The organism is Streptomyces sp. CBMA152 (assembly GCF_014596475.1).
GTDB lineage: Bacteria > Actinomycetota > Actinomycetes > Streptomycetales > Streptomycetaceae > Streptomyces.
The window spans coordinates 79,999-103,819 of sequence record NZ_MECJ01000039.1; the positions used below are offsets into that span (position 1 = coordinate 79,999).

22 protein-coding genes are annotated in these 23,821 nt (G+C 71.4%); 13 read left to right on the top strand and 9 right to left on the bottom strand.

The features are described 5' to 3' along the window. Window positions 1–46 precede the first annotated feature (46 nt). The 3 genes from BG418_RS38405 to BG418_RS38415 form a co-directional block, all read right to left on the bottom strand. Window positions 47–418 carry a PPOX class F420-dependent oxidoreductase gene (locus tag BG418_RS38405; RefSeq protein ID WP_188278721.1) on the bottom strand — a complete coding sequence of 124 codons (372 nt, stop codon included), beginning with the start codon at window positions 416–418 and terminating at the stop codon, window positions 47–49. Between the two features lie 18 nt (window positions 419–436). Then, window positions 437–919 (bottom strand): DUF456 domain-containing protein, encoded by a 483-nt coding sequence (locus tag BG418_RS38410; RefSeq protein ID WP_188278722.1) that lies wholly within the window; start codon window positions 917–919, stop codon window positions 437–439. Window positions 920–1,091: 172 nt separating this feature from the next. Next, window positions 1,092–2,072 carry a helix-turn-helix domain-containing protein gene (locus BG418_RS38415; protein ID WP_188278723.1) on the bottom strand — a complete coding sequence of 327 codons (981 nt, stop codon included), beginning with the start codon at window positions 2,070–2,072 and terminating at the stop codon, window positions 1,092–1,094. Window positions 2,073–2,498: 426 nt separating this feature from the next. Between BG418_RS38415 and BG418_RS38420 the strand changes: the two genes are divergently transcribed. From BG418_RS38420 to BG418_RS38430, 3 genes are all read left to right on the top strand, one after another. Further along, the gene (locus tag BG418_RS38420) at window positions 2,499–4,046 is read left to right on the top strand and encodes a protein phosphatase 2C domain-containing protein (RefSeq protein WP_188278724.1); all 1,548 of its coding nucleotides are present in this window, start codon (window positions 2,499–2,501) and stop codon (window positions 4,044–4,046) included. A gap of 28 nt (window positions 4,047–4,074) precedes the next feature. Next, complete coding sequence (locus BG418_RS38425) at window positions 4,075–5,817, top strand: pyruvate dehydrogenase (protein ID WP_188278725.1); 1,743 nt, start codon at window positions 4,075–4,077, stop codon at window positions 5,815–5,817. Between the two features lie 356 nt (window positions 5,818–6,173). Beyond that, entirely contained in the window at window positions 6,174–6,632 is a 459-nt protein-coding gene (locus tag BG418_RS38430; protein WP_188278726.1) for an ATP-binding protein, read from the top strand. On the opposite strand, the gene BG418_RS38435 is transcribed toward BG418_RS38430, so the two are convergent. Beyond that, window positions 6,629–7,693, bottom strand: coding sequence for a DUF2637 domain-containing protein (locus BG418_RS38435; protein WP_188278727.1), 1,065 nt, complete (start codon window positions 7,691–7,693; stop codon window positions 6,629–6,631). The two genes, BG418_RS38430 and BG418_RS38435, sit on opposite strands and share 4 nt — an antisense overlap. Before the next feature lie 194 nt (window positions 7,694–7,887). Next, the gene (locus tag BG418_RS38440) at window positions 7,888–8,724 is read right to left on the bottom strand and encodes a (2Fe-2S)-binding protein (RefSeq protein WP_188278728.1); all 837 of its coding nucleotides are present in this window, start codon (window positions 8,722–8,724) and stop codon (window positions 7,888–7,890) included. Window positions 8,725–8,849: 125 nt separating this feature from the next. Here BG418_RS38440 and BG418_RS38445 point away from each other — a divergent pair, with 125 nt between their 5' ends. Then, entirely contained in the window at window positions 8,850–9,614 is a 765-nt protein-coding gene (locus BG418_RS38445) for a GntR family transcriptional regulator (RefSeq protein ID WP_317453897.1), read from the top strand. A 186-nt stretch (window positions 9,615–9,800) separates the two neighbouring features. On the opposite strand, the gene BG418_RS38450 is transcribed toward BG418_RS38445, so the two are convergent. Both BG418_RS38450 and BG418_RS38455 read right to left on the bottom strand, forming a co-directional pair. Further along, window positions 9,801–10,568: a hypothetical protein gene (locus BG418_RS38450; protein WP_188278730.1), complete on the bottom strand. Its 768-nt coding sequence runs from the start codon at window positions 10,566–10,568 to the stop codon at window positions 9,801–9,803. 190 nt (window positions 10,569–10,758) lie between these two features. Next, window positions 10,759–12,435 carry a PucR family transcriptional regulator ligand-binding domain-containing protein gene (locus BG418_RS38455; protein ID WP_188278731.1) on the bottom strand — a complete coding sequence of 559 codons (1,677 nt, stop codon included), beginning with the start codon at window positions 12,433–12,435 and terminating at the stop codon, window positions 10,759–10,761. 258 nt (window positions 12,436–12,693) lie between these two features. On the opposite strand from BG418_RS38455, the gene BG418_RS38460 reads away from it, so the two are divergent. From BG418_RS38460 to BG418_RS38480, 5 genes are all read left to right on the top strand, one after another. Then, on the top strand, window positions 12,694–13,584 hold the full coding sequence (locus tag BG418_RS38460; protein ID WP_188278732.1) for a xanthine dehydrogenase family protein subunit M: 891 nt from the start codon (window positions 12,694–12,696) through the stop codon (window positions 13,582–13,584). A 2-nt stretch (window positions 13,585–13,586) separates the two neighbouring features. After that, on the top strand, window positions 13,587–14,180 hold the full coding sequence (locus BG418_RS38465; protein ID WP_188278733.1) for a (2Fe-2S)-binding protein: 594 nt from the start codon (window positions 13,587–13,589) through the stop codon (window positions 14,178–14,180). Between the two features lie 5 nt (window positions 14,181–14,185). Continuing rightward, window positions 14,186–16,579, top strand: a complete 2,394-nt coding sequence (locus BG418_RS38470; RefSeq protein WP_188278734.1) for a xanthine dehydrogenase family protein molybdopterin-binding subunit — start codon at window positions 14,186–14,188, stop codon at window positions 16,577–16,579. A 329-nt stretch (window positions 16,580–16,908) separates the two neighbouring features. After that, the gene (locus BG418_RS38475) at window positions 16,909–18,366 is read left to right on the top strand and encodes an NCS2 family permease (protein WP_188278735.1); all 1,458 of its coding nucleotides are present in this window, start codon (window positions 16,909–16,911) and stop codon (window positions 18,364–18,366) included. Between the two features lie 58 nt (window positions 18,367–18,424). Beyond that, entirely contained in the window at window positions 18,425–19,576 is a 1,152-nt protein-coding gene (locus tag BG418_RS38480) for an XdhC/CoxI family protein (RefSeq protein WP_188278736.1), read from the top strand. A 48-nt stretch (window positions 19,577–19,624) separates the two neighbouring features. On the opposite strand, the gene tsaA is transcribed toward BG418_RS38480, so the two are convergent. Beyond that, window positions 19,625–20,092 (bottom strand): tRNA (N6-threonylcarbamoyladenosine(37)-N6)-methyltransferase TrmO, encoded by a 468-nt coding sequence (gene tsaA / locus BG418_RS38485; protein ID WP_188278737.1) that lies wholly within the window; start codon window positions 20,090–20,092, stop codon window positions 19,625–19,627. 204 nt (window positions 20,093–20,296) lie between these two features. On the opposite strand from tsaA, the gene BG418_RS38490 reads away from it, so the two are divergent. The 4 genes from BG418_RS38490 (at window position 20,297) to BG418_RS38505 (ending at window position 23,547) form a co-directional block, all read left to right on the top strand. Then, a complete protein-coding gene (locus tag BG418_RS38490) occupies window positions 20,297–21,337 on the top strand; it encodes a ketoacyl-ACP synthase III family protein (protein WP_188278738.1) in 1,041 nt (346 codons plus the stop codon). 91 nt (window positions 21,338–21,428) lie between these two features. Continuing rightward, window positions 21,429–22,424: an FAD-dependent oxidoreductase gene (locus BG418_RS38495; RefSeq protein ID WP_188278900.1), complete on the top strand. Its 996-nt coding sequence runs from the start codon at window positions 21,429–21,431 to the stop codon at window positions 22,422–22,424. Next, window positions 22,421–23,281 (top strand): hypothetical protein, encoded by an 861-nt coding sequence (locus tag BG418_RS38500; protein WP_188278739.1) that lies wholly within the window; start codon window positions 22,421–22,423, stop codon window positions 23,279–23,281. Before BG418_RS38495 ends, BG418_RS38500 begins: the two co-directional genes overlap by 4 nt. Continuing rightward, window positions 23,278–23,547, top strand: a complete 270-nt coding sequence (locus tag BG418_RS38505) for a phosphopantetheine-binding protein (protein WP_317453898.1) — start codon at window positions 23,278–23,280, stop codon at window positions 23,545–23,547. The genes BG418_RS38500 and BG418_RS38505 overlap by 4 nt, the downstream gene beginning before the upstream one ends. Here the strand turns inward: BG418_RS38505 and BG418_RS38510 are convergent. Then, the gene (locus BG418_RS38510) at window positions 23,513–23,800 is read right to left on the bottom strand and encodes a muconolactone Delta-isomerase family protein (RefSeq protein ID WP_188278740.1); all 288 of its coding nucleotides are present in this window, start codon (window positions 23,798–23,800) and stop codon (window positions 23,513–23,515) included. The genes BG418_RS38505 and BG418_RS38510 overlap by 35 nt on opposite strands. Window positions 23,801–23,821: the final 21 nt, after the last annotated feature.

Consider the following 23,821-nt stretch of genomic DNA (forward strand, 5'->3'; position numbering starts at 1 on the left):
GCCCCTTAGAAGATAGGTGGCTCGGAAACGCGGGGGACTGCCGAACTCACGTCTCCTCCAAACCCCAGCTGTGGATCTTTCTGGGGTGGATGCGGATCAGTTCCTCGCTGAAGTGGGGGCCCAACTCGTGGGGGCCCGTGAGGAGTTCGGCCTCGCCTCGGATCTCGACTCCGCGTACCTTCCACGGCCTGACGCTCACCACGTCGTCCACGACCAGGGCGAGCCTCGGGTTGGCCAGGAGGTTGCGCCACTTCTTCGTCGTGCCCAGGGCGAAGCCGCCGATGAGGATCGTGTCGTCGTCCTGGGGGAAGTAACCGACCGGGTTGGCCTGGGGCTGGCCCTTGGGGTCCACGGTCGCCAGGCGTCCGAGGCGCTGGGACCGGAGGTACGCGCGCTCGGCCGCGCTGAATTCGCTCATGGCCCCAGCGTCACAGGCTCAGCCCCAGATGACCACGCCCACCCACGCCCCCACCACCAGCAGGCACGCAAGCAGCTCCATCAGGACCGAGTAGCCACCGGCCCGCAACACCGTACGAGCCGACGTCCAGCCCGCCCCGTGGCTGCCCAGGCGTACCCGTTCCGCACCGTAGAGGCCGCCCAGGAAGCCCGCGACCGCGCCCACGACCGGGACCAGGAAGAAGCCGACGATCGCGGCGACACCGCCGGTCAGCAGCGAGCGCCGGGGTACTCCCGCCTCTTTCAGACGCCTCGGCGGCAGTACGAGCTTGAGGGACTGGGCGATCAGGAGCAGCGCCGTGGACCCGGCCAGTACCGCCCAGGCCGGGCCCGTCGTGTCGGTGAGGGCCCACCACACCACGGCCGCCCAGACGATCGCCTGCCCCGGCACACCGGGCACGAGCACGCCGAACAGGCCGAGGAGCATCACCAGGCCCACCTCTAGGAGCTGCCACACGCCCACCTGCCCAGCGTGCAGGAAACACAGCATTTCCGCAGGTCTGTGGCGGGTGTGTAACCCCGGGTTCGGCTTGATCCCGACCCTCGGAGGCCCCGCATTCTTTAGGGGCGCGGGGAACTGCGCGACCAGCCCAAGACGGCCCGCAGCCGCCAAGACCACCGCGTCCAGCGAAGACCTACCGCGCCACCCAGCCCCTTTCATACGCATGCCACCCCAACTGCAACCGAGTGGTCACCCCCGTGAGCTCCATCAGCCCCTTCACCCGCCGCTGCACCGTCCGCAACCCCAGCTCCAGCTGCTTCGCCACGCTCGCGTCCGTCATCCCGGCCAGGAGCAGCGACAGGATCTCCAGGTCCGTGGGGTCCGGGCCGACCGACTCCTCCCGTACGGCCGCACCCCCGCTCGCGAGCCGCAGCGGCAGCGCGTCCCGCCAGACCGCCTCGAAGAGGCCCATCAGGGACTCCAGGAGGCCGCTGGCGTGCACCACCAGGGCCGCGGGCTCCGCGCCGCGGCCGGTCAGGGGGACCATCGCGAGGGTGCGGTCGGCGACGACCAGCTTGGTGGGGACCCGGTCCACCGTCCGTACCTGCTCGTCGCGGCCGAGTGCCGCCGACAGCTCGGTGATCCCGGCGGGCGAGGCAAGGACCGCGCGCTCGATGACCACGCGGTAGGCCACGCCCCGGGCCGCCGCTCGCTCCTCGGACTCGTTGTCCACACCGGTCACCGCGACCGGGTTCCCGGTGACCAGGGCGCACACCTCCTCGGTCGCGCCCAGTTGCAGCTGGTGGAAGCGGTGGGCGACGGCGGACGCGCCGGTCACCACCTCCACCAGGTCGTGCACGGCGGGCTCGGCGGCCTCCGCCCGGTACTCCTCGGCGAGCAGCGCGGCCGCCAGCTCCGCCTGCTCCAGCTCATGGCGCTGCTGGGTGAGCAGGGCGCCGAGCGCGACCCCCGGCGGGGCCGCCACCCAGCGGCCGGTCCGGGCCGACGACTGGGCCGCGAGGCCCTGGCGTTCCAGGCGCCGCAGCGCGCGCTCGGTCTCCGTCTCGGGCAGCGCCAGGCGGTGCGCCAGGTCCGCGACCTCCGCCGCGCCCACCGCCACCAGCGTCCGGTACGCCGACTCCTGCGTCTCGTCGAGGCCTATCGCTCCCAGCACCCTCGTCCGCCCCCTCTCGCGCCGGGGTCCACGCGTGGCGGGAAACGGCCACGGCGCAAACCCGCCTCACAACATCATCCCCGCACCTTCCGTCCCTCTGCGAAGGTTGCGCAACCGCAGCACCAACAGCCGTCGGCAACAAGGCATTTGTGCGCTTTGCGCGCGGACTGTTTTCTTCCGGATTCACCCGGGGAGACGCGATCCGCCCGATATCGCGTACGGTACGCAGCTCGTTGCGCGGCGTACGACGTGCGGTGAGCAATGCGCCGGGCCCCACAGTTTCGTCGGGCGGCTCTCCTGTGGGGGGAAGAGCCGCCCGGCGGAGTCCATTTCGCTCGCGTCCGCGTGCGGAGTGCGCATTTGTGTGCTGACCACTTTTACCCGATGCACCGTTTTCGTACGGCCCGTGCGGTGGACAATAAGGGCATGAGTCAGCAGGGGGAGAGGCGCACCTCGGACGACGACTGGTGGACTCGCCTGTACGACGAGCCCGCCCCGGACAACGCACCCGCCAAGGCGGGCGACACCCTCGACGATCGTTTCGACTCGGCCGCGCAGGCGGTGAGTCCGGCCGTGCCGGACCCGAGGTCGGGGCGCAGCGGTCCCCGGCACGCGGCGCGCGTGCCCCAACAGCCCGTAGCGAGCGAACGAATCGATCCTGCGGACCGGCCACCCGATCCGATGCCCGGTGCGGCTCCCGAAACGCCCCCGGCCGCCACCGGCCCCCGGGCGCCCTGGCAGCCGCCCGCCCCCACGGCCTCGCCCGACACCGGTCGCACGGCCTCCTGGTGGGAGCCCGCCGACTCCCTACCGGCCACGGCCCCGCCACCACCCGCGTACGAGCCCCGGGCGATCCCGGAACCGCCGTCGGAACCGCCGACCGCACCGCCCGAGGTCGCCGCCGTGACCCCGTCGGAGCCTCCCGTCCCACCCGAGTCCGGCCCGCCCACCGTCGTGGACGCGGCACCCCCGGCCGAACCGGAACCCCCGGCCCCACGCCCCCGTACCGCCCATGTGGGTGACGGCCCGCCCACCTATGACCCCGAGCCCACCGCGCTGCCCTTCGCGCGGCCCGACAGTCTCGGGGAGCTCGTCGCCGACACCGTGCTCGACGGGGCCCGGTACGGCTCGTACGTCCTGCGGGCCGCGTCCGTGCGCGGGGACTCCGCGCGGTACCGGGGCGAGCCGAGGCGGGACGCGCTGCTCACCGCGCGGTTCGGGAACGGCCCGGACGCGCTCGTGCTCGTCGCCGTGGCCAGCGGCGTACGGGCCGTGGGGGACGCGCACCTCGCCGCCGCCGACGCCTGCCGCTGGATCGGCGGGGCCATCGGGCGCAGCCACGCCCGGCTCGCCGACGACATAAGGGCGGGGCGGCGCGGCGACCTCAAGTCGGGCCTTCACCGGCTCACCGACCGCAGTTACGGACGGCTGCGCGCCCGCGCCGCCGAGCTCGGGGCGGAGCCCGAGCAGTACACCGCGAGCCTGCGCTGTCTGCTGCTGTCCGCCGACCCGTCCTGCCGCACCCGGGTCTTCTTCGGCGTCGGCCACGGCGGGCTCTTCCGGTTGCGCGGGGGTGCCTGGCAGGACATCGAGCCCGCGCTGCCCGAGCCGGGGGAGGTCTCCGGCGAGCCCGTCGTCGGGTTCGGGTCGGCGCCCGCCGAGTCCGTCGAGGGCGACCGGCTCACCATGGACCTGCACACCGTGGAGCCCGTCCGGCCGTTCATCGACGCCCCGCCCCCGCCCGCCGAACCGTTCCGCTTCCGCGCCTCGGTCGCCCGCCCGGGCGACACCCTGCTCCTGTGCAGCGGCGGCCTCGCCGAACCGCTGAGGGGCGAGCCGGCGCTCGCCAAGGAGCTCGCCGAGCGCTGGGCCGGGGACGAGCCGCCGGGCCTCGCGGCCTTCCTCGCCGACACCCAGCTGAGGGTGAAGGGATACGCCGACGACCGTACGGCGGTGGCGGTCTGGGAGGCGTGAGGCGCCTGCCCGTGGCATGAATGGAGCCATGGGCAAACAGAATGTGGCAGAGCAGTTCGTGGACATCCTCGCCCGGGCCGGGGTGCGGCGGATGTACGGCGTCGTCGGCGACAGCCTGAACCCCGTCGTCGACGCCATCCGCCGCAACTCCGCCGTCGACTGGATCCAGGTCCGCCACGAGGAGGTCGCGGCCTTCGCGGCGGGCGCCGAGGCCCAGATCACCGGGAGCCTCGCGGCCTGCGCGGGATCGTGCGGCCCGGGCAACCTCCATCTCATCAACGGGCTGTACGACGCCCACCGTTCGATGGCCCCGGTCCTCGCCCTCGCCTCGCACATCCCCTCGTCCGAGATCGGCCTCGGCTACTTCCAGGAGACCCACCCCGACCAGCTGTTCCGCGAGTGCTCGCACTACAGCGAGCTGATCTCCAGCCCCAAGCAGATGCCCCGGCTGCTCCAGACCGCCATCCAGCACGCGATCGGCCGGGGCGGCGTCAGCGTGGTCTCGCTGCCGGGCGACGTGGCCTCCGAGCCCGCCCCGGACAAGGCCGTCGAGCACGCTCTGGTCACCGCCCTGCCGTCGGTGCGCCCGGGCGACGCGGAGATCGAGAAGCTGGCCCGGCTCGTCGACGAGGCCGCCAAGGTCACCCTCTTCTGCGGCAGCGGCACGGCCGGGGCGCACGCCGAGGTGATGGAGTTCGCCGAACGGATCAAGGCCCCGGTGGGGCACGCGCTGCGCGGCAAGGAATGGATTCAGTACCAGAATCCCTACGACGTCGGTATGAGTGGGCTGCTCGGTTACGGGGCCGCCTATGAAGCCACCCATGAGTGCGATCTGCTGATCCTGATCGGCACCGACTTCCCGTACAACGCGTTCCTGCCCGACGACGTCAAGATCGTGCAGATCGACGTCCGGCCGGAGCGTCTGGGGCGGCGCTCGCAGCTCGATCTGGCCGTCTGGGGCGACGCGCGCGAGACGCTGCGCTGTCTCATCCCGCGCGTGAAGGCCAAGACCGACCGCCGTTTCCTCGACAAGATGCTGAAGAAGCACGCGGACGCGCTGGAGGGCGTGGTCAAGGCGTACACGCGCAAGGTGGAGAAGCACATTCCCATCCACCCCGAGTACGTCGCCTCCGTACTGGACGAACTCGCCGCCGACGACGCGGTGTTCACGGTCGACACCGGGATGTGCAACGTCTGGGCCGCCCGTTACATCTCGCCCAACGGCAAGCGGCGGATCATCGGTTCGTTCAGCCATGGCTCGATGGCGAACGCGCTGCCGCAGGCGATCGGCGCGCAGTTCGTCGACCGCGACCGCCAGGTGATCTCGATGTCCGGCGACGGCGGGTTCTCCATGCTGATGGGGGACTTCCTCACCCTCGTCCAGTACGACCTGCCGGTGAAGATCGTGCTGTTCAACAACTCCTCGCTCGGCATGGTCGAGTTGGAGATGCTGGTCGCGGGTCTGCCGTCGTACGGGACGACCAACCGCAACCCCGACTTCGCGGCGATCGCCCGCGCGGCCGGTGCGTACGGCGTACGCGTCGAGAAGCCCAAGCATCTCGCGGGCGCGCTCAAGGACGCCTTCAAGCACAAGGGTCCGGCCCTGGTCGACGTCGTCACCGACCCCAACGCGCTCTCCATCCCGCCGAAGATCAGCGCGGAGATGGTCACCGGGTTCGCGCTCTCCGCGAGCAAGATCGTGCTGGACGGCGGGGTCGGGCGGATGCTGCAGATGGCGCGCTCGAATCTACGTAACGTGCCCCGGCCGTAAGGAAGGTGTCCACCCGCGCGTCAGTTGATGGGGTGATTGTCTGCGGTCAGCCCGTCTCCGGCGGGGGTGGCCGGAAGGCGTGCGGAACCGCAGGGCTTCGCGGGCCTTCACCCGCGAATCCCGGGTTTATGGGCCCTTTAACCCTGTGAGTCGCCCATGAGTAAGGGGCGCCACCGTCGAGTGCCCGCTCCGGTCGTTTCCGGGGCGGAACCGATGGTGGTGGGCGTGGAACCGCTCCCGCGCCGGTTTCCGTCGGTCGTTGCGGAATCACCATGCGTGACGGGGGGTCACCGGGGCATGCATCTCGTGAGGGTGTTCGAGACGGGAAGGGACGTTGCGACGTGCGGGTGGGGGTCATGACAGGACGTCAGGGGGGAGCCGGATCCGATACGGACGGATCGCTCCAGGGAACAGGTGCGCGCGCCGCGCTCCAGGGACAGCTGCGGCGCCGGGTGGGGCGGTCGGATCTCACGGCGGTGCCGGAAGTACGGCGCGCGCTACGGGAGTTGCTGGGCCACTGGGGGCACTCGGAGCCGGCCGCCGTGGCCGAGCTGCTGACGTGCGAGCTGGTGACCAACGCCCTGATACATACCGATCACGGGGCGGTGGTGACGGCCACGGTCGCACCGGCCGGGCTTCGCGTCGAGGTCCATGACTTCATGGCCGCGCTGCCCAGGCCGCACGTACCGTCCGCCGACGACGGTACGCACGGCAGGGGCCTGCTGCTGGTTCAGGCACTCGCGGACGCCTGGGGCGTACGCGCGCACGAGGCGGGAAAGGTGGTCTGGTTCGAGCTGAGGCTCGGCAGTGCCTAGCCGAACTGCTGCTCAAGGTCCTTCAGCTTGCGCTCCAGGTGGTCGAGCCGGGGGAGGGTCTGGGTGTCGTCCTCGGCGGTGAGGTCGACGGTCCGGGACGTCGCGGGCTCAGCGCCCGTGACGGCCTGCAGGGAGGGCCGGTTGCGTAGAGGCAGTTGTCCCGGCTCGGCTATGGCGGGCTCCGCGACAGCCTTCGGCTGCGCGGAGCCCGAACCACCGGCGATGGACGGGACGTCGACCTGTCGGCCCCCGGGCCGCACCCGGCCAAGAGCCCGGCCCTGCCGGGTGAGCGCCTTCAGATGTGCCCGCTCCAGCTTCTCCTGCTCGCGTCGGCGCAGCCGGTTCTGCTCCTTGGCCCGCCGGTCCTCGCGGACCTCGTCGACCGCCTCGTCCAGCGTCCGTACGCCCTCCAGGAGCATCAGCGACCAGGCGCCGAACGTCTCTCGGGGCGCGCGCAGCCACCGTACGATCCGGATCTGCGGCAACGGCCGTGGCACCAGGCCCTGTTCGCGCAGTGCCGCCCGGCGGGTCTGCTTCAGCGCGCGGTCGAAGAGGACCGCCGCCGACAGCGACATCCCGGCGAAGAACTGCGGGGCGCCCGCGTGGGCGATGCCGCGTGGCGCGTGCACCCAGTTGAACCAGGCGGCGGCCCCCGCGAACGTCCACACCAGCAGACGCGATCCGAGTGCCGCGTCGCCGTGGCTGGCCTCGCGCACGGCGAGGACCGAGCAGAACATCGCGGCGCCGTCGAGGCCGAACGGGACCAGGTACTCCCAGCCGTCGGTCAGGCCCAGGTTCTGCCGGCCGAAGCCGACCAGGCCGTGGAAGGAGAGCGCGGCGGCGACGGCCGCGCAGCAGAACAGCAGCCCATAGGAAGCCGTGCCGTACACGGCCTCCTTCCTTCTGCGGCGATCCTCGCTGCGTTCCCAGGTGTCCTCGCCGGACTTGCCCTCGCCGCCGACGCGCTTGCCGCGTGCGAGGACGACCAACGCCACGACGACCCCCACGATCATCACGCCGCCCGGAAGCAGCCAGTCCAGAGATATGTCGGTCAGTCGCATGCGGTGTCCCTTGAATCACGTAAGGCATTTCGTGCGCCATAGTGCTCCTGCCGTACGGGGCCGCAGGGGGTTTTCGGGGCAAGAGACCGTCATTGGACGGCCGTGGCATTCGGATAGGTGCGATCTGATCGAACTTGCGTGGCCGCAGAACGAGTTGGGTTCGAATCCGACTCACTCCGACGAGTGGCGTGGATTCAGGACGCCGTGCCGAGCTTGGCCACCCGGTCGGCGTCGCAGGTACGCGGACAGGTGACGCAGGTGTCCTCGGGGCGCAGGGTGTAGAAGAGGCAGCAACTGGCCCGGTCGCGGGTCGGCAGCGGCTCGCCCGCCGGTCCCGTCAGCTCACGGAACCCGGCGCCGCCGACGTACGGCTTGGTCGAGCCCGGCAGCAGCTGTTCGAGCTCGCCCATCGCGCGCCGCTCCTCGCCGAGCAGCGCGGCGACGTACCAGAGGCCCTCGACGATCTCGTCGGTCGCCATGCCCCACAGCGCCCGCCGGCCGCGCCGCATCCGGGGTCCGAAGCCTTCGAGCACGGGCCCGATGTGCTCGGCGACGGCCGCGCGCACCTCGGCCCGCAGCGCCTCCTCGTCCGGTACGACCCGGGCGCCGGGCAGCGCGGCCGCCGGGTCGCCGGGCAGACACGCGAACTCCCGCACTCGTACGGTCAGCCGCCCCAGCGTGCGCTGGAAGGCCACGTCCTCGACGGGTACGCGCGGCACCCGCCGGTGCAGAAACCAGGGGACCGTGATGAGCAGACAGGCCGGCCAGGCGTACCGGTGGAAGCCGAACGAGGCGATGACGCCGGGGCGGGCCTCCTGCCCGTAGTCCCGCAGGACCTGCTCCTCGTCCCAGCCGAGGAAGGTGTCCAGGGCGTCTCCGCCCTCCGCGAGCCGGTGCGCGCCGACCCAGCCGGGGGAGTCCGGGGCCCGTTCGCCGTCCGCGAGCTCCGCCACCCGAAGGCCCGGGTAGACCTCGGCGAGGCGCGCGTACGACGCCGCGAGGGGGCTCGGGAGCAGCGTGGACACAGTCATGCAGGGACCACCGAATCACGATCGTTTGCAGGTAAGGCTTACCTTAGCGGATGAGCGCGAGGTTTGAACTGTCGCTTTGTCCGCCTATGGTGCTGGGGAGATACCGAACGGTAGGAGGGCCTGGGGTGGAGCAGGGCAGAGCGCGCGAAGCGGCGGTGGCGCCGTTCGGGTTGCCCCGCGTCCCCGCGCAGGCCCGTGCCGAGGGCGAGCCCAGCGCACGCGGGGAGCACACCCACAGCGAGCCGCCCGCCCCGCAGCACCAGGTCCGTCGGCACTCGGTGCGCGGCCAGATCCTGGAGGCGCTGCGGGCCGCGCTGGTCGACGGCGAGCTGGTGCCGGGCGAGGTGTACTCGGCGGTGGCGCTCGGCGAGCGCTTCGGCGTCTCGGCGACTCCCGTACGCGAGGCCATGCAGCGCCTGGCCTCCGAGGGCGCGGTCGAGGTCGTCCCGAACCGGGGCTTCCGGGTCACCGAGCGCAGCGCCGTCGAGCTCGCGGAGCTCGCCGAGGTGCGGGCGCTGATCGAGGTGCCGGTGATGCTGCGGCTCGCGCGGTCCGTCCCGGCCGCCCGCTGGGCCGAGCTGCGGCCGCTCGCCGAGGCGACGACGCAGGCGGCGGCGGTCGGTGATCGGGCGGGGTACGCGGAGTCGGATCGCGCGTTCCATCGCGCGGTGCTGGCGCTTGCCGGGAACCAGCAGTTGCTTCAGGTTGCGGAGGATCTGCATCGGCGGTCGCAGTGGCCGCTCACGGTGACCGCTGCGCCGGTCGCTCGCCATGCGGAGTTGGTCGCGGACGCGGCGGAGCACATGGCGTTGCTGGACGCGTTGATCGCCCAGGATCTGACGGTTGTTCAGTCCCTGGTGCGGGAGCATTTCACGGGGTCTGCGCTTTAGCGCTTCGCTGGAGGCGGGGTTGTTCGTCTGCGGACCGGTGGGGGCTGGTCGCGCAGTTCCCCGCGCCCCTCATATGCCGCTGCGCGGCATCCTCGGGGGCGGCCCGAAGGGGCGCAATCCAGGGGCGCGGGGAACTGCGCGACCAGCCCAGCACGGTCCGCAGACAAAAGCACGCCCCCAAGGGGGTCAGGTCGTCGCCGGCGTCGGGGCCAGATGCGCCGCGAGCCACGTCGGCACTCCGCCCAGGAGACGGAACAAACGCGCCGCCTCCGTGCGCAGTCTCGTCGCCTCCGGTTCCGGTTCCGCCTCGGCCAGGGCGGCCAGGGCCGGGGCCGTGCCCACCAGGTAGCCCAGTTCCTCGCGGATGCGCAGGGACTCGGCGAAGCCGTGGCGGGCCTCGGCCAACTCGCCTTCGCGCAGGGCGAGTCCGGCCAGTTGGCGCCAGGTGAACGAGAGCAGCAGGGTGTCCCCGTGGGCGGTGGCGCCCGCATGGGCGCGGCGGTAGGCGGCCCGGGCCGCCTGGGGTGCGTCGGTGACGTTCTCGGCGAGCAGTCCGCGTCGGAAGTCGAGCAGGGCGCGGCTGCGCGCGGCCGGGGCGATCAGCGCGGCCGCCCGGCCGAACGCGGAGCGGGCCTCGTCGGCCCGGTCCCGTACGCCCAACAGCGTTGACGCGTACGCGAGTTGACCGCGCTCGCAGGCGGCGGCGCCGCGCTCCTCGTCGTCCCCGGCGACCGCCTCGGCGCCGCGCAGCGCCTCCTCGGCCTCGGCCCAGCCGTTCTCGGTGTACAGACAGCGCTCGGTGAGCAGCGCGGCCCGCTGGAGCGCCGCGGCGGGCTCGGCGCAGTGTGGCTCCAGCAGGGCGGCCGCGTCCGTCCAGCAGCCGCGCGAGCGCAGCCGCCACACCGCGGTCTGAAGCGGATCCCCGTCATCTGCAGTCGTTCCGGAACCAGACATGGCGGGATACGCCACGTTGCCCTCCCCGAGCGCGCCATTGAGCTGATGAGTCGCGGGCCAAACGTCGTGGCCGCATCTCAGCACGGATTGGCACGCCGGGCCAAGGGCCATGCGTGAATTCCTTCACAAACGGCGGGTTGCCGTACGTCGGGGTGGTGTTCCCGGCCGTACGCGCCGCTTTCGCGCCCCCTCAGCTCATCCGCAGGGCCAGGAAGAAGTCCAGCTTGTCCTCCAGGCGCGAAAGATCACGCCCCGTCAGTTGCTCGATCCGGCCCACCCGGTAGCGCAAGGTGTTGACGTGCAGATGCAGCCGGGTGGCACAGCGGGTCCAGGAGCCGTCGCAGTCGAGGAACGCCTCCAGGGTCGGGATCAGCTCGGCCCGGTGGCGGCGGTCGTAGTCGCGCAGCGGGTCGAGGAGGCGGGCGGTGAAGGCGCGGCGCACGTCGTCCGGGACGAACGGCAGCAGCAGGACGTGCGAGGCCAGCTCGTGGTGCCCGGCGGCGCAGACCCGGCCCGGGCGGGCGGCGGCGACCCGGCGGGCGTGCCGGGCCTCCTCCAGGGCGCCGCGCAGCCCCTCCGCCGAGTGCACGGCCGCGCTGACACCCAGTGTCAGGCGTCCGTCGTCGGCGAGGCCCGCAGAGAGCGGCGCCTGGACGGCGGCGAGCAGCGCGTCGGCGTGCAGCCCGCTCTCGGAGCCCTCCGGGCCCACGGCGGGCAGCGGCACGAGTGCGATCGCCTCGTCGCCCGCGTGGGCGACCGCGATGCGGTCCGAGGAGTCGGATCCGGCCACCGCCGGGTCGACCAGGATCTCCTCAAGGAGCGCCTGGGCGACGGGGCCGCCCGCGATCTCGGCCGCGCCGGTCGCGGACTGGCTCCAGTCGACCCGGGCCACGATGACCTGCCAGTGCGGCGCCGAGCCCAGGCCCGGCAGCAGCACTGGGGCCGCGACCCGCAGCCGGGCCGCGATCTCGGCGGGCGCGGCGCCGGTCTGCACCAGCTCCAGGACCTCCTGGGCGAGCCGTCGGCGTACCGCACGGGCAGCGTCGCGGCGGTCGCGCTCCACGGCGATCAGCTGGGTGACGCCCTGGAGCAGATCGAGTCGGGCCGCGGGCCAGTCGCCCGCGTCCGCCTCGACCGCGAGCAGCCAGTCCGACAGGACCGTCTCGCGCACGTCACGGGCCGCCGGGGCCGCTCCGCGCCCGCTGTGGCGGATCGGGAACAGCGAGTACGTGGTGCCGTTCACCACGGCCCGGTGGGGGCCGCGACGGCCGGTGCGGGTCGCGGCGAGATGTTCACCCGCGAGAGTGGCGCCGACCGACGCCTCCAGCGGGTCGCCGGCGCCCGCGATCTGCCGGCCGGTGGGGGAGAGCACCCAGGCCCGCAGGTCCAGGTCGGAGCCGAGCAGGTCCAGGACGACCTCCGGGCCGCCGCCCGCCGGGCCCGACGTCATCAGCCGCCGGTGCCGGTCGACGACCGCCGCCAGGTCCCCGGCCCGCTCGCCGGACACCTGGCGCACCACGTGCTCGGTGATGGTCGCGAAGGCGACCGACTCGTTGACCGCGAACAGCGGCAGCCGGTGCTGTGTACATGCACGGATCAGGTCATCCGGGATCGCGCCCAGCTCGGCCTCGCCGGCCGCCAGGCCGACCACCCCGGCTCCGGCCAGGATCCGTACGAATGGCTCGGAATCGTCGGCGTCCCGGCGCCAGGCGAGCCCGGTGAGGACGAGCTCGCCGCCGGAGAGATAGCGGCTCGGATCGCGCAGGTCAGTGGTCATCACACCGCGTACGGTGCGGTCCAGCTCGTCCTCGCCGCCGAGTAGCCGCAGCCCCAGCGCGTCGGTCTCCAGAAGTGCGCGCAGCCGCATCGCGTGTCGCCGCCGATCTGTCTTGTTGTTGCCGGTGGAAAGCGGTGGGGTTTCTGAGCACCGCCTTTCATACGAATCTACAAGACGTAGATGGAGACCAGCCAACTCCTTCATGGTTTCGGTGACTGCACCCGGCGGAGTGAGGCTTGTGTACTGGGGCCACACAGCGTTAACAGCACATGAACGACTTTGAAGCCCAGGCCCTGCCGTCACCGGGACCCGCGCGATCGACCCCGATTGAGAAGAAGAGAGCCACTCATGGACTTCCTTCGCCCCGCCAGCTGGGAGGAGGCGCTCGCCGCCAAGGCCGAGCACCCCACGGCTGTGCCCATTGCGGGTGGCACCGATGTGATGGTCGAGATCAACTTCGACCACCGCCGGCCCGAGTACCTTCTGGACCTGAACCGCATCGAGCTGCTGCGCGCGTGGGAGGTCGGCGAGGAGACCGTACGACTCGGCGCGTCCGTTTCGTACACCCAGATCATGGAGAACCTGCGGGCCGAGCTGCCGGGTCTGGCGCTCGCCTCGCACACCGTGGCCTCCCCGCAGATCCGCAACCGCGGCGGCGTCGGCGGCAACCTGGGCACCGCCTCGCCGGCCGGTGACGCCCACCCGGCGCTGCTCGCCGCGGGCGCCGAGGTCGAGGTCGAGTCGGTGCGCGGCGCGCGCCTGATCCCGATCGACGAGTTCTACACCGGTGTGAAGCGCAACGCGATGGCGCCGGACGAGCTCATCAAGACGGTCCACATCAAGAAGGCGGACGGCCCCCAGCAGTACTCCAAGGTGGGCACCCGCAACGCGATGGTCATCGCGGTGTGCGCCTTCGGTCTGGCCCTGCACCCCGAGACCCGTACGGTCCGCACCGGCATCGGCTCCGCCGCCCCGACCCCCGTGCGGGCCAAGGCCGCCGAGGAGTTCCTGAACGCCGCGCTCGAAGAGGGCGGATTCTGGGAGAGCGGCAAGATCATCACCCCCTCGATCGCCAAGCAGTTCGCGGAGCTCGCCTCCGCCTCCTGCAACCCGATCGACGACGTACGAGGCACCGCCAAGTACCGCCGGCACGCCGTGGGCATCATGGCCCGCCGCACCCTCGGCTGGACCTGGGAGCAGTACCGCGGCACCGGCCGCTCGCTTGAAGGAGCTGCATAACCATGCGCGTCAATTTCACGGTCAACGGCCGCAAGCAGGAAGCCGACGACGTCTGGGAGGGCGAGAGCCTTCTCTACGTCCTGCGCGAGCGCATGGGTCTTCCGGGTTCGAAGAACGCCTGTGAGCAGGGCGAATGCGGCTCCTGCACGGTCCGCCTGGACGGCGTGCCGGTGTGTTCCTGCCTGGTCGCGGCCGGTCAGGTCGAGGGCCGCGAGGTCGTCACCGTCGAGGGCCTGGCCGACTACGCCAAGCACCGCGACGAGACCCACCCGGGCGGAGCCTGTGCCTCCGGCGCGTGCGGCACCTCGGTGGACGCCGCCCAGCGCTGGCAGGCCAAGCCGCAGGACGGCCGCAGCGCCGACTCCGGGGACCTCTCCCCGATCCAGCAGGCGTTCATCGACGCCGGCGCCGTCCAGTGCGGTTTCTGCACCCCGGGTCTGCTGGTCGCCGCCGACGAGCTCCTTGAGCACAACGCCTCCCCGTCCGACCAGGACATCCGCGAGGCCCTCTCCGGCAACCTCTGCCGCTGCACCGGTTACGAGAAGATCCTCGACGCGGTCCGCCTCGCGGCCGCCCGTCAGGAAGAGGCGGTCTGACGATCATGGCCACCACTGGTACTCCCACCAACATCACCCAGGGCTCCAAGACCAAGGGCGGCATCGGCGAGTCGACGCTGCGGCCCGACGGCACCCTCAAGGTCACCGGTGAGTTCGCGTACTCCTCGGACATGTGGCACGAGGACATGCTCTGGGGCCAGACCCTGCGCTCCACGGTCGCCCACGCCGAGATCAAGTCGATCGACATCTCCGAGGCCGTCGCGATGCCCGGCGTCTACGCCGTGCTGACCTACGACGACCTGCCGACCGACGTGAAGAACTACGGCCTGGAGATCCAGGACACCCCGGTCCTCGCGCACGGCAAGGTACGCCACCACGGCGAGCCGGTGGCGCTGGTCGCCGCCGACCACCCGGAGACCGCGCGCCGCGCCGCCGCCAAGATCAAGGTCGAGTACGTCGAGCTGCCGGTCATCACGGACGAGGCGTCCGCGACCGCCCCCGACGCGATCCTGGTCCACGAGGGCCGCGACGACCACCACATCGGCCACGTGCCGCACCCGAACATCGTGCACCGCCAGCCGATCGTGCGCGGCAACGCCGACGAGGCCGCCAAGCGCGCCGACGTCATCGTCAAGGGCGAGTACACCTTCGGCATGCAGGACCAGGCCTTCCTCGGCCCGGAGTCCGGCCTCGCCGTGCCGTCCGAGGACGGCGGCGTCGAGCTGTACGTGGCCACCCAGTGGCTGCACTCGGACCTCAAGCAGATCGCCCCCGTCCTCGGCCTGCCCGAGGAGAAGGTGCGCATGACGCTCTCCGGCGTCGGCGGTGCCTTCGGCGGCCGCGAGGACATCTCGATGCAGATCCACGCCTGCCTGCTGGCGCTGCGCACCGGCAAGCCGGTCAAGATCGTCTACAACCGGTTCGAGTCGTTCTTCGGCCATGTGCACCGCCACCCGGCGAAGCTCTACTACGAGCACGGCGCCACCAAGGACGGCAAGCTCACGCACATGAAGTGCAAGATCGTCCTGGACGGCGGCGCCTACGCGTCGGCCTCCCCGGCGGTCGTCGGCAACGCCTCGTCCCTCTCCGTCGGCCCGTACGTCATCGACGACGTCGACATCGAGGCGATCGCGCTCTACTCGAACAACCCGCCCTGCGGCGCCATGCGCGGCTTCGGTGCGGTCCAGGCGTGCTTCGCCTACGAGGCGCAGATGGACAAGCTGGCGGCGAAGCTGGGCATCGACCCGGTCGAGTTCCGGCAGATGAACGCGATGGAGCAGGGCACGATCATGCCGACCGGCCAGCCGGTCGACTCCCCGGCCCCGGTCGCCGAACTGCTGCGCCGCATCAAGGCCCGCCCGCTGCCGCCCGAGCAGCAGTGGGTGACGGCCGGCGAGGCGGCGGACGTCCGCGCGCTGCCGGGCGGCCTCTCCAACACCACGCACGGCGAAGGTGTCGTACGGGGTGTGGGCTACGCGGTCGGCATCAAGAACGTCGGCTTCTCCGAGGGCTTCGACGACTACTCCACCGCCAAGGTGCGCATGGAGGTCATCAACGGCGAGCCGGTCGCGACCGTGCACACCGCGATGGCGGAGGTCGGCCAGGGCGGAGTCACCGTCCACGCGCAGATCGCCCGCACCGAGCTCGGCGTCACCCAGGTGACCATCCACCCGGCCGACACCCAGGTCGGCTCGGCCGGTTCCACCTCGGCCTCGCGCCAGACGTACGTCACCGGCGGCGCGGTCAAGAACACCTGCGAGAACGTGCGCGAGGCGGTCCTGGAGATCGGCCGGCGCAAGTTCGGCTCGTACCACCCGGCCTGGGCGACGGCCGAACTCCTCCTGGAGGGCGGCAAGGTCGTCACCGACGGCGGCGAGGTCCTCGCGGACATCGTGGACGTCCTGGAGGACGAGGCGGTCGAGCTGGAGCTGGAGTGGCGCCACCGGCCCACCGAGGCGTTCGACCTGCGCACCGGCCAGGGCAACGGCCATGTCCAGTACTCGTTCGCCGCGCACCGCGCGGTCGTCGAGGTGGACACCGAGCTCGGCCTCGTCAAGGTCGTCGAGCTCTCGGTCGCCCAGGACGTCGGCAAGGCGCTCAACCCGCTGTCCGTCGTCGGCCAGATCCAGGGTGGCACCACCCAGGGCCTGGGCGTGGCGGTCATGGAGGAGATCATCGTCGACCCGAAGACCGCGAAGGTGCGCAACCCCTCCTTCACGGACTACCTCATCCCCACCATCCTCGACACCCCGACCATCCCGGTCGACGTGCTCGAACTCGCCGACGAGCACGCCCCGTACGGGCTGCGCGGCATCGGTGAGGCCCCGACCCTCTCGTCCACCCCGGCCGTCCTCGCGGCGATCCGGAACGCGACGGGTCTGGAGCTGAACAGGACTCCCGTACGCCCCGAGCACCTGACGGGCACCGAGTCGTCCTGACCCCCCGAACCCTCCGGGCGGTGCGTGCTCACCAGGAACGTCACACTTCCCCGACCGCCCGCGCCGCCCGGAGTACAGGAGTACCGCACCGCTCGCGGTCCTTCGCACCACCAGCACCACCCGTACAGAGCACCACCACCAGCACCACCGCTTCTGAGCCGCACTGCGGTACCGGGCAGGAACCGGTACCCCGGCAGTCCGCGGAAACGTTCGTCTCGGGCCGTCCCCCGGGTCGTGCAGCCCACGCACCATCCCAAATCCCGCAGCTTGTCTGACTGAGATCCCCAAGTCTTATGCGGGTGCCCCTTTGAACCTTGGGAGTAGGCACCATGACCCAGCAGTCCCTGGAGCCGAAGACGACCGCCGAGGACGCGGGCTCCGGCTCGCTCGTCCCCGCCGGCAGATCTTGGCTCGACCGGTACTTCCACATAACGGACCGAGGATCGTCGGTCGCGCAGGAGGTGCGCGGCGGCATCACCACCTTCATGGCGATGTGCTACATCCTCCTGCTCAACCCGCTGATCCTGTCGACGCCCGACGTCGACAAGCACACGCTGGGCCATGCGGGCCTGGTGACCGCCACCGCGCTCGCGGCCGCGGTCAGCACTCTGCTGATGGGCTTCATCGGCAAGGTCCCGCTCGCACTCGCCGCCGGACTGAACGTCTCCGCGGCCCTGACCACCCAGGTGGTCCCCAACATGACCTGGCCGCAGGCCATGGGCATGTGCGTCATGTACGGCGTGGTCATCATGCTGCTGGTCGTCACCGGCCTCCGCGAGATGATCATGAACGCCATCCCGCTGCCGCTCAAGCACGCGATCACCATGGGCATCGGCATGTTCGTCGCCCTGCTCGGCCTGGTGAAGGCCGGGTTCGTGGGGCGCGGCAAGGGCGGGCCCGTCACCCTCGGCGCCACGGGCGAACTGGTCGGCTGGCCGGTCCTCTTCTTCGCGGTGACCCTGCTCCTGATCTTCGCCCTCCAGTCGCGCAACGTTCCCGGCGCGATCCTGATCGGCATCGTGACCGGCACGGTCCTCTCGCTCGTCGTCACCAAGGTCGGCGGTCTGACCGACAAGGACTGGGGCGGAGCCGCCCCCGGTCTGAGCGGCAGCGCGGTCTCCAAGCCCGACTTCGGACTCTTCGGCCATGTGGAGTTCGGCGGCTGGGGACAGATCGGCGCGATCAGCGTCGGCATGATCGTCTTCACCCTGGTGCTGGCCGGCTTCTTCGACGCGATGGCCACCATCATCGGCGTCGGCCAGGAGGCCAAGCTCGCCGACGACAAGGGCCGGATGCCGGGCCTGTCCAAGGCGCTGTTCATCGACGGCGCGGGCGGCGCGATCGGCGGTGTCTCCGGTGCCTCCGGCCAGACCGTCTTCATCGAGTCCGCGACCGGCGCCGGTGAGGGCGCCCGTACCGGCCTCTCGTCGGTCGTCACCGGTCTGTTCTTCGCGGCCTGTCTCTTCTTCACCCCGCTCACCCAGCTGGTTCCGGCCCAGGTGGCCGCCGCCGCGCTGGTCGTGATCGGCTCGATGATGATGAGCGCCGCCAGGCACGTGGACTGGAACGACCGCGCGGTGTCGATCCCGGTGTTCCTCACCGTGGTCCTGATGCCGTTCACGTACAACATCACGGCCGGTGTCGGCGCGGGCGTCATCGCCTACACCGTCATCAAGGCGTCCCAGGGCAAGTGGCGGGAGATCGGCGGGTTCATGTGGGCCCTGTCGGGCATTTTCCTCGTCTACTTCGCGCTGAGTCCCATTGAGAGCTGGCTGGGCGTCAAGTAGGTCACCATCGGGCGTACGACCGACGCCCTCCACTGATCCGTTCCGTAAGGAGACCGACATGCTGGACATCGCCGAAGAGCTCAACCGGTGGGTCGAGCAGGGCCGTGACTTCGCCGTCGCCACCGTGGTGGCCGTCGGCGGCAGCGCGCCCCGCCAGCCGGGTGCGGCGCTCGCCGTCGACGGCGAGGGCACGGCGATCGGCTCGGTCTCGGGCGGATGTGTGGAGGGCGCGGTGTACGAGCTGTGCCAGCAGGCGCTGGCGGACGGCGAGCCCGTACTGGAACGTTTCGGCTACAGCGACGAGGACGCCTTCGCGGTCGGCCTGACCTGCGGCGGCATCATCGACATCCTGGTCACGCCGGTACCCGCCGACTCCCCGTCGCGGGCCGTGTTCGCCACCGCGCTGGCCCTCGCCTCGCGCGACGAGGCAGCGGCGCTTGCCCGCATCACCGAGGGCCCGTCCGACCTGGTCGGCCGCCCGCTCCTGGTCCGCCCCGACGGTACGTACGAGGGCGCCCTCGGCGGCCACCCCGAGCTCGACCGGGCGGTGGCGCAGGAGGCCGGGGCGATGCTGGACGCGGGCCGCACGGGCACGCTGACGCTGGGCGCGGACGGCCGCCTGTGCGGCCAACCGCTCACGGTCCTGGTCGAGTCGAGCGTCCCGCCGCCCCGGATGATCGTCTTCGGCGCGATCGACTTCGCGTCGGCGCTGGTGCGGGTGGGCAAGTTCCTCGGCTACCGCGTCACGGTGTGCGACGCGCGGCCCGTGTTCGCCACACCGGTCCGCTTCCCGGAGGCGGACGAGATCGTGGTGGAGTGGCCGCACAAGTACTTGGCGTCGACGGAGGTGGACGCGCGCACGGTGCTGTGCGTCCTGACCCACGACGCGAAATTCGACGTCCCGCTCCTTGAGGCGGCGCTGCGGCTGCCGGTCGCGTACGTCGGCGCGATGGGTTCGCGCCGCACCCACGAGGACCGCAACGCGCGCCTGCGCGAGGTCGGCGTGACGGAGCTGGAACTGGCCCGCCTCCGTTCCCCGATCGGCCTCGACCTCGGCGCCCGTACGCCGGAGGAGACGGCGTTGTCGATCGCGGCGGAGATCGTGGCGAACCGCCGCGGCGGTAGTGGGGTGTCGCTCACGGGTGCGCACACCCCGATCCACCACGAGGGTTCCGAGGGGCCGGTGGGGCGGATAGGTTCGGTGGCGTAGCTCTCCCCACCCCACCCTTTCCCGAAAGCCTCCGGTCCGCAGTCGACTTCAGTCATCTTCCGGCGGAGTGTCCGACGTGGTCGAATAAGGCTTGATGTCGAGCACCGGCGTGCCATCGACCAGGTCGACCCCGTCGAAGTACAGGACGTTCTCCTTCACGTCCCGGATCCGGACCAGACTCAGCCCGATCCGGTTGTGCCGATTGGGCGTACGCGTGGCGTACACACCGGTCGTGCGTCCGCTCTTCTCCCACCCCCGGGGCACCACCCGCAGCGGAGTGGTCTCCTCCTCCGTCTGGTCGTGCAGCCAGGTCAGCAGCCAGACGTACCAGCCCGGCGCGAGCCCGTCGAGGCCCGGGGCGTACGGCTCGAAGAGCACGACACGGCCCTGGTCCTCGTACGCCAACGTCGCCTGCGGAGGCGCCTGTTGGGGCTTGGCGTACTCGGTCACGACGTACCCGATCGGCGTCATCGGCACGACCGCGTCGGCGGTGGGACGGGCGGGCTGTTGGGACACCACGTATCTCCTCACACTCCGGAACCAGGACACCCCATGCTGACCCGGCGCGGGCTGAGTGAAACGCGCCGGTTGTGCGCGAAAGTTGAGGGACAGATGCCTGACAATCAATAACGCTGACAATATAGTGGGCAGCCGGGAGGGACGGCCCGCGTCGTCCGGGAGTGCGGCCCGAACCGTCGGGCCGGTACGAGGAGGCAGCCCGTGAGACTGAGTCCGCCGTTACCCGAACCACCGGGCATAGCCGCTGCCGTGCTCTGGCTGCCGTCCCGGCGTCTCGACTGCGATGAGGCGGTGGCGGCCGGCCGGCTCGACCAGGAGACCGCGGACCGGCTCGGCTATCGCGCGCTCAGCGAGAGCCCCGACCGCGCGGCCCCCGAAATGGCCGTCCTCGCCGCCCAGAAGGCGCTCGCCGACGCGGGCTGGTCCGGTGACGACCTCGGCCTGGTCGTCCACTCCTGGATCTACCACCAGGGCCATGACTTCTGGTCCGCGCCCCACTACGTGGCCCACGGCGTCGGCGCCCGGCACGCGACCCCGCTCGGGGTGCACCAGACCTCCAACGGCGGCGTCGCGGCCCTCGAAGTGGCCGCCGCCCGACTCGCGTTGGACCCGACGGTGAACCGCTGCCTGGTGACCACCGCCGACCGTTTCGTGGAGCCCGGCTTCGACCGCTGGTTCGGCGACATCGACGTGGCGTACGGGGACGCGGCGACCGCGCTGCTCCTCGACCGCGAGGCGGGCCCGTACCGGCTGCTCGCGATCTCGTCCGTCAGCGTCCCCGAGTACGAGACCCTCTACCGGGGCGGCGACGCCTTCACCCCCGCGCCCCGCACCGCGTACGACACCATCAGCGCCCGGCGCACCAAGCTGTTCTTCCGGGCGGCGGGCGGCTGGCCCAAGTTCGTGGCCGTACTGCGCCGCTCGGTCCAGCGCGTGGTGCTCGACGCCATCGCCGACGCCGGACTCACCCCGGCCGACCCCCGGCTGCGCTGTCTGGTCCTGCCCCGGCTCAGCACGGGCGCGCTCACCCAGTTCTACGAGCCGTCCGTACGTGAACTCGCCCTGCCCCACACCGAGATCCTCGACCTCGGCCGCGACACCGGGCACCTCGGTGCCGGGGACCCCGTGGCCAACCTCGCGACCCTCCAGGCCGACGACCGGCTCGCGCCGGGCGAGGTGGCGCTGTTCCTGAGCGCGGGAAACGGCTTCACCTGGTCGTGTGTCGCGATAGCCCATGAGTAGGACGGGCCGCGTCACACCTGCCGCCCGGGGCACGTCTTTTCCGTACGAATGTCCGTCACGTTGAAACAGCGAGAGGTGCAGGCGAGTGACGATGCGCAACGAGGTCCTGGTCATCGGTGCCGGTGTGGCCGGGCTGACCACGGCGGTATGTCTGGCGGAGCGGGGTTACACGGTCCGGGTGGTCGCCGAGCGCCCGCCCCGCCGGACGACCTCGGCGGTGGCCGGGGCGATCATCGGCGGCCCGGCGATCGCCGACGAGACCGAGGCGGAGGCCAAGTTCGCGCCCACCGCGATCACCCGGCCGTGGCACCAGGCGAGCCTGGCCGAGTTCACCGCGCTGGCCAAGCAGCCGGACAGCGGCGTCCATCTGACCCGGGGCCGACTGGTCAACCGGCAGGCCGACGGCGGCCATGACTGGGCCGCCCATCTGCCCGGCTACGAGCCGTGCGGCGCCGAGGAGAGCGGCGGTTTCGCGGTGGCGTTCCGGGTCGATCTGCCGACCGTCGACATGCCCGTCTATCTGGAGTACCTGGCCGGTCGCGTCACCGCCACCGGTGGCACCGTCGAGGTGGGCGAGGTGGCCTCCCTTGAGGCGGCGGCCGCCGAGTCGCCGCTCGTCGTCAACTGCACCGGCGTCGGGGCGCGCGCGCTCGCGGGCGACCCGAAGGTGTTCCCGGTGCGCGGGCAGCACGTGATCGTGGAGAACCCGGGCATCGAAGAGTTCTTCTTCGAGCAGAACCCCGGCCCGAACTCGACGAGTTACTTCCCGCACGGCCGCCGTCTGGTGTGCGGCGGCACCGCCGAGCGCGAGGTGTGGAGCATGGACCCGGACCCGGCGCAGACCGAGGAGATCCTGGCCCGCTGCATCGCGGTCGAGCCCCGGATCGCCGGGGCCGCGATCACGGGCGTGGAGGTCGGCCTGCGCGCCTCCCGCCCGCAGACCCGCCTCGAAGTGGAGCAGATCGGGTCCGCCCGGGTGATCCACAACTACGGCCACGGCGGTATCGCGGTCGGCCTGTCCTGGGGCTGCGCCCAGGACGTGCTCCGCCTCGCGGTCGGCGGTGCCACCGCCGAAGTCGTCTCATGACGGCGCCCCCGCCGGACGGCCCCGGCCTTGCGGCCCTGTCGCCCGGCGCCACCGTCCTGCTGCAACGGCTCGACGCGCTCTTCGAGGGCTGGGGGACCGGCGGCGGCGCCTTACCCATGATCATGCCCCCGCTGCTGCCGGTCGCCTCGCTGGCCAAGCTCGACGTGTACGACAACTTCCCGCACCAGGCGCTGGTGGTCAGCACCCTCGACCTGACGCAACATCAACAAGGCGTCGAGCACGAGGAGTTCGACGGGCAGGTCCTCGAACCCGCCCGCTTCGGGCTCCCCTCGGCGGCCTGTTTCGCCGTCTACCTCCACCACGAGGGACGCGCCCTCGACGACGGTACGACGGTGACGGTCCTCGGCCGCTGCTTCCGGCGCGAGGAGCACTACGACGGGCTGCGGCGCCTCCTCGGGTTCCATATGCGCGAGGTCGTGGCGCTCGGCTCGCACGAGTTCACCCAGGAGCATCTGCGCCGGTTCGAGGAGCGCATCCTGGCGCTCGCGGCGACCCTCGGTCTCGCGATGCGCAAGGAGGCGGCGACCGACCCGTTCTACGACCGGGGCGGCCAGCGGGCGCTGCTGCAGAAACTCGCACCCGTCAAGCACGAGTTCATCGTCGACGACCTGGCCATCGCCTCCGTCAACGTCCACCGCAACTTCTTCGGCGAGCGCTGCGGCATCACCCTCGCCGACACCGGCAAGGCCGTCCACACCAGCTGTGCGGCCTTCGGCCTGGAGCGCTGGCTGTCGGTGCTGCACACGAAGTACGGGAGCTGGGAGGCGGCGACGGTGGCCGTGGAGAAGGCGGCCCTTGAACAGGCGCCCGTGGCGTTCGACGGGGCGGAGCGGTGAGCGCCGCGCGGGCCGCCGAGCTGGCGGAGGTCGTCGCCTGGATCAGCGGGCGGCACCCGGAGGCGGCCGAGATCGGCCCCGACGACGACCTGATCGAGAGCCGGCTCATCGACTCGCTCGGGTTCCTGGAGTTCATCGTCCTGATCGAACGGCTCAGCGGGCGGCCCGTCGACGTCGAGACCCTCGACCTCGACGACTTCCGCTCGCTGAGCCGGATCGACGAGGTGTTCTTCAGTGGGCCGTCGGGTCGTAGCTCGGCGGGCTGATGAGGGGATAGACCTCGAAGTCGAGGTGCAGCCCGGCGGGGCTGCGGTAGAGCAGCTGCATCAGCTGCTCGTGCGACTCCACGTCGTAGATGTTGAGCCCCGCCGAGGCCCCCACCAGGATCCAGCGGTTCTTGATCAGGCCCTTGTCCTCCAGGTCCTTGGTGTACTGGAAGCCCTCGGCCAGTTTCTCCTGGAACTCCTCGATGCTGATTCCGATCGGGGCCCGCTTGGCTATCACCGCGAACAGCGCCATCGACTTCTCCTCGGTTCGATT

Coding starts and splice junctions, on each gene's coding strand:
- BG418_RS38405 (WP_188278721.1), bottom strand. CDS start 418: ATGAGCGAATTCAGCGCGGCCGAGCGCGCGTACCTCCGGTCCCAGCGC.
- BG418_RS38420 (WP_188278724.1), top strand. CDS start 2,499: ATGAGTCAGCAGGGGGAGAGGCGCACCTCGGACGACGACTGGTGGACT.
- BG418_RS38425 (WP_188278725.1), top strand. CDS start 4,075: ATGGGCAAACAGAATGTGGCAGAGCAGTTCGTGGACATCCTCGCCCGG.
- BG418_RS38430 (WP_188278726.1), top strand. CDS start 6,174: ATGACAGGACGTCAGGGGGGAGCCGGATCCGATACGGACGGATCGCTC.
- BG418_RS38435 (WP_188278727.1), bottom strand. CDS start 7,693: ATGCGACTGACCGACATATCTCTGGACTGGCTGCTTCCGGGCGGCGTG.
- BG418_RS38440 (WP_188278728.1), bottom strand. CDS start 8,724: ATGACTGTGTCCACGCTGCTCCCGAGCCCCCTCGCGGCGTCGTACGCG.
- BG418_RS38450 (WP_188278730.1), bottom strand. CDS start 10,568: ATGTCTGGTTCCGGAACGACTGCAGATGACGGGGATCCGCTTCAGACC.
- BG418_RS38455 (WP_188278731.1), bottom strand. CDS start 12,435: ATGCGGCTGCGCGCACTTCTGGAGACCGACGCGCTGGGGCTGCGGCTA.
- BG418_RS38460 (WP_188278732.1), top strand. CDS start 12,694: ATGGACTTCCTTCGCCCCGCCAGCTGGGAGGAGGCGCTCGCCGCCAAG.
- BG418_RS38465 (WP_188278733.1), top strand. CDS start 13,587: ATGCGCGTCAATTTCACGGTCAACGGCCGCAAGCAGGAAGCCGACGAC.
- BG418_RS38470 (WP_188278734.1), top strand. CDS start 14,186: ATGGCCACCACTGGTACTCCCACCAACATCACCCAGGGCTCCAAGACC.
- BG418_RS38475 (WP_188278735.1), top strand. CDS start 16,909: ATGACCCAGCAGTCCCTGGAGCCGAAGACGACCGCCGAGGACGCGGGC.
- BG418_RS38480 (WP_188278736.1), top strand. CDS start 18,425: ATGCTGGACATCGCCGAAGAGCTCAACCGGTGGGTCGAGCAGGGCCGT.
- BG418_RS38495 (WP_188278900.1), top strand. CDS start 21,429: ATGCGCAACGAGGTCCTGGTCATCGGTGCCGGTGTGGCCGGGCTGACC.
- BG418_RS38500 (WP_188278739.1), top strand. CDS start 22,421: ATGACGGCGCCCCCGCCGGACGGCCCCGGCCTTGCGGCCCTGTCGCCC.
- BG418_RS38510 (WP_188278740.1), bottom strand. CDS start 23,800: ATGGCGCTGTTCGCGGTGATAGCCAAGCGGGCCCCGATCGGAATCAGC.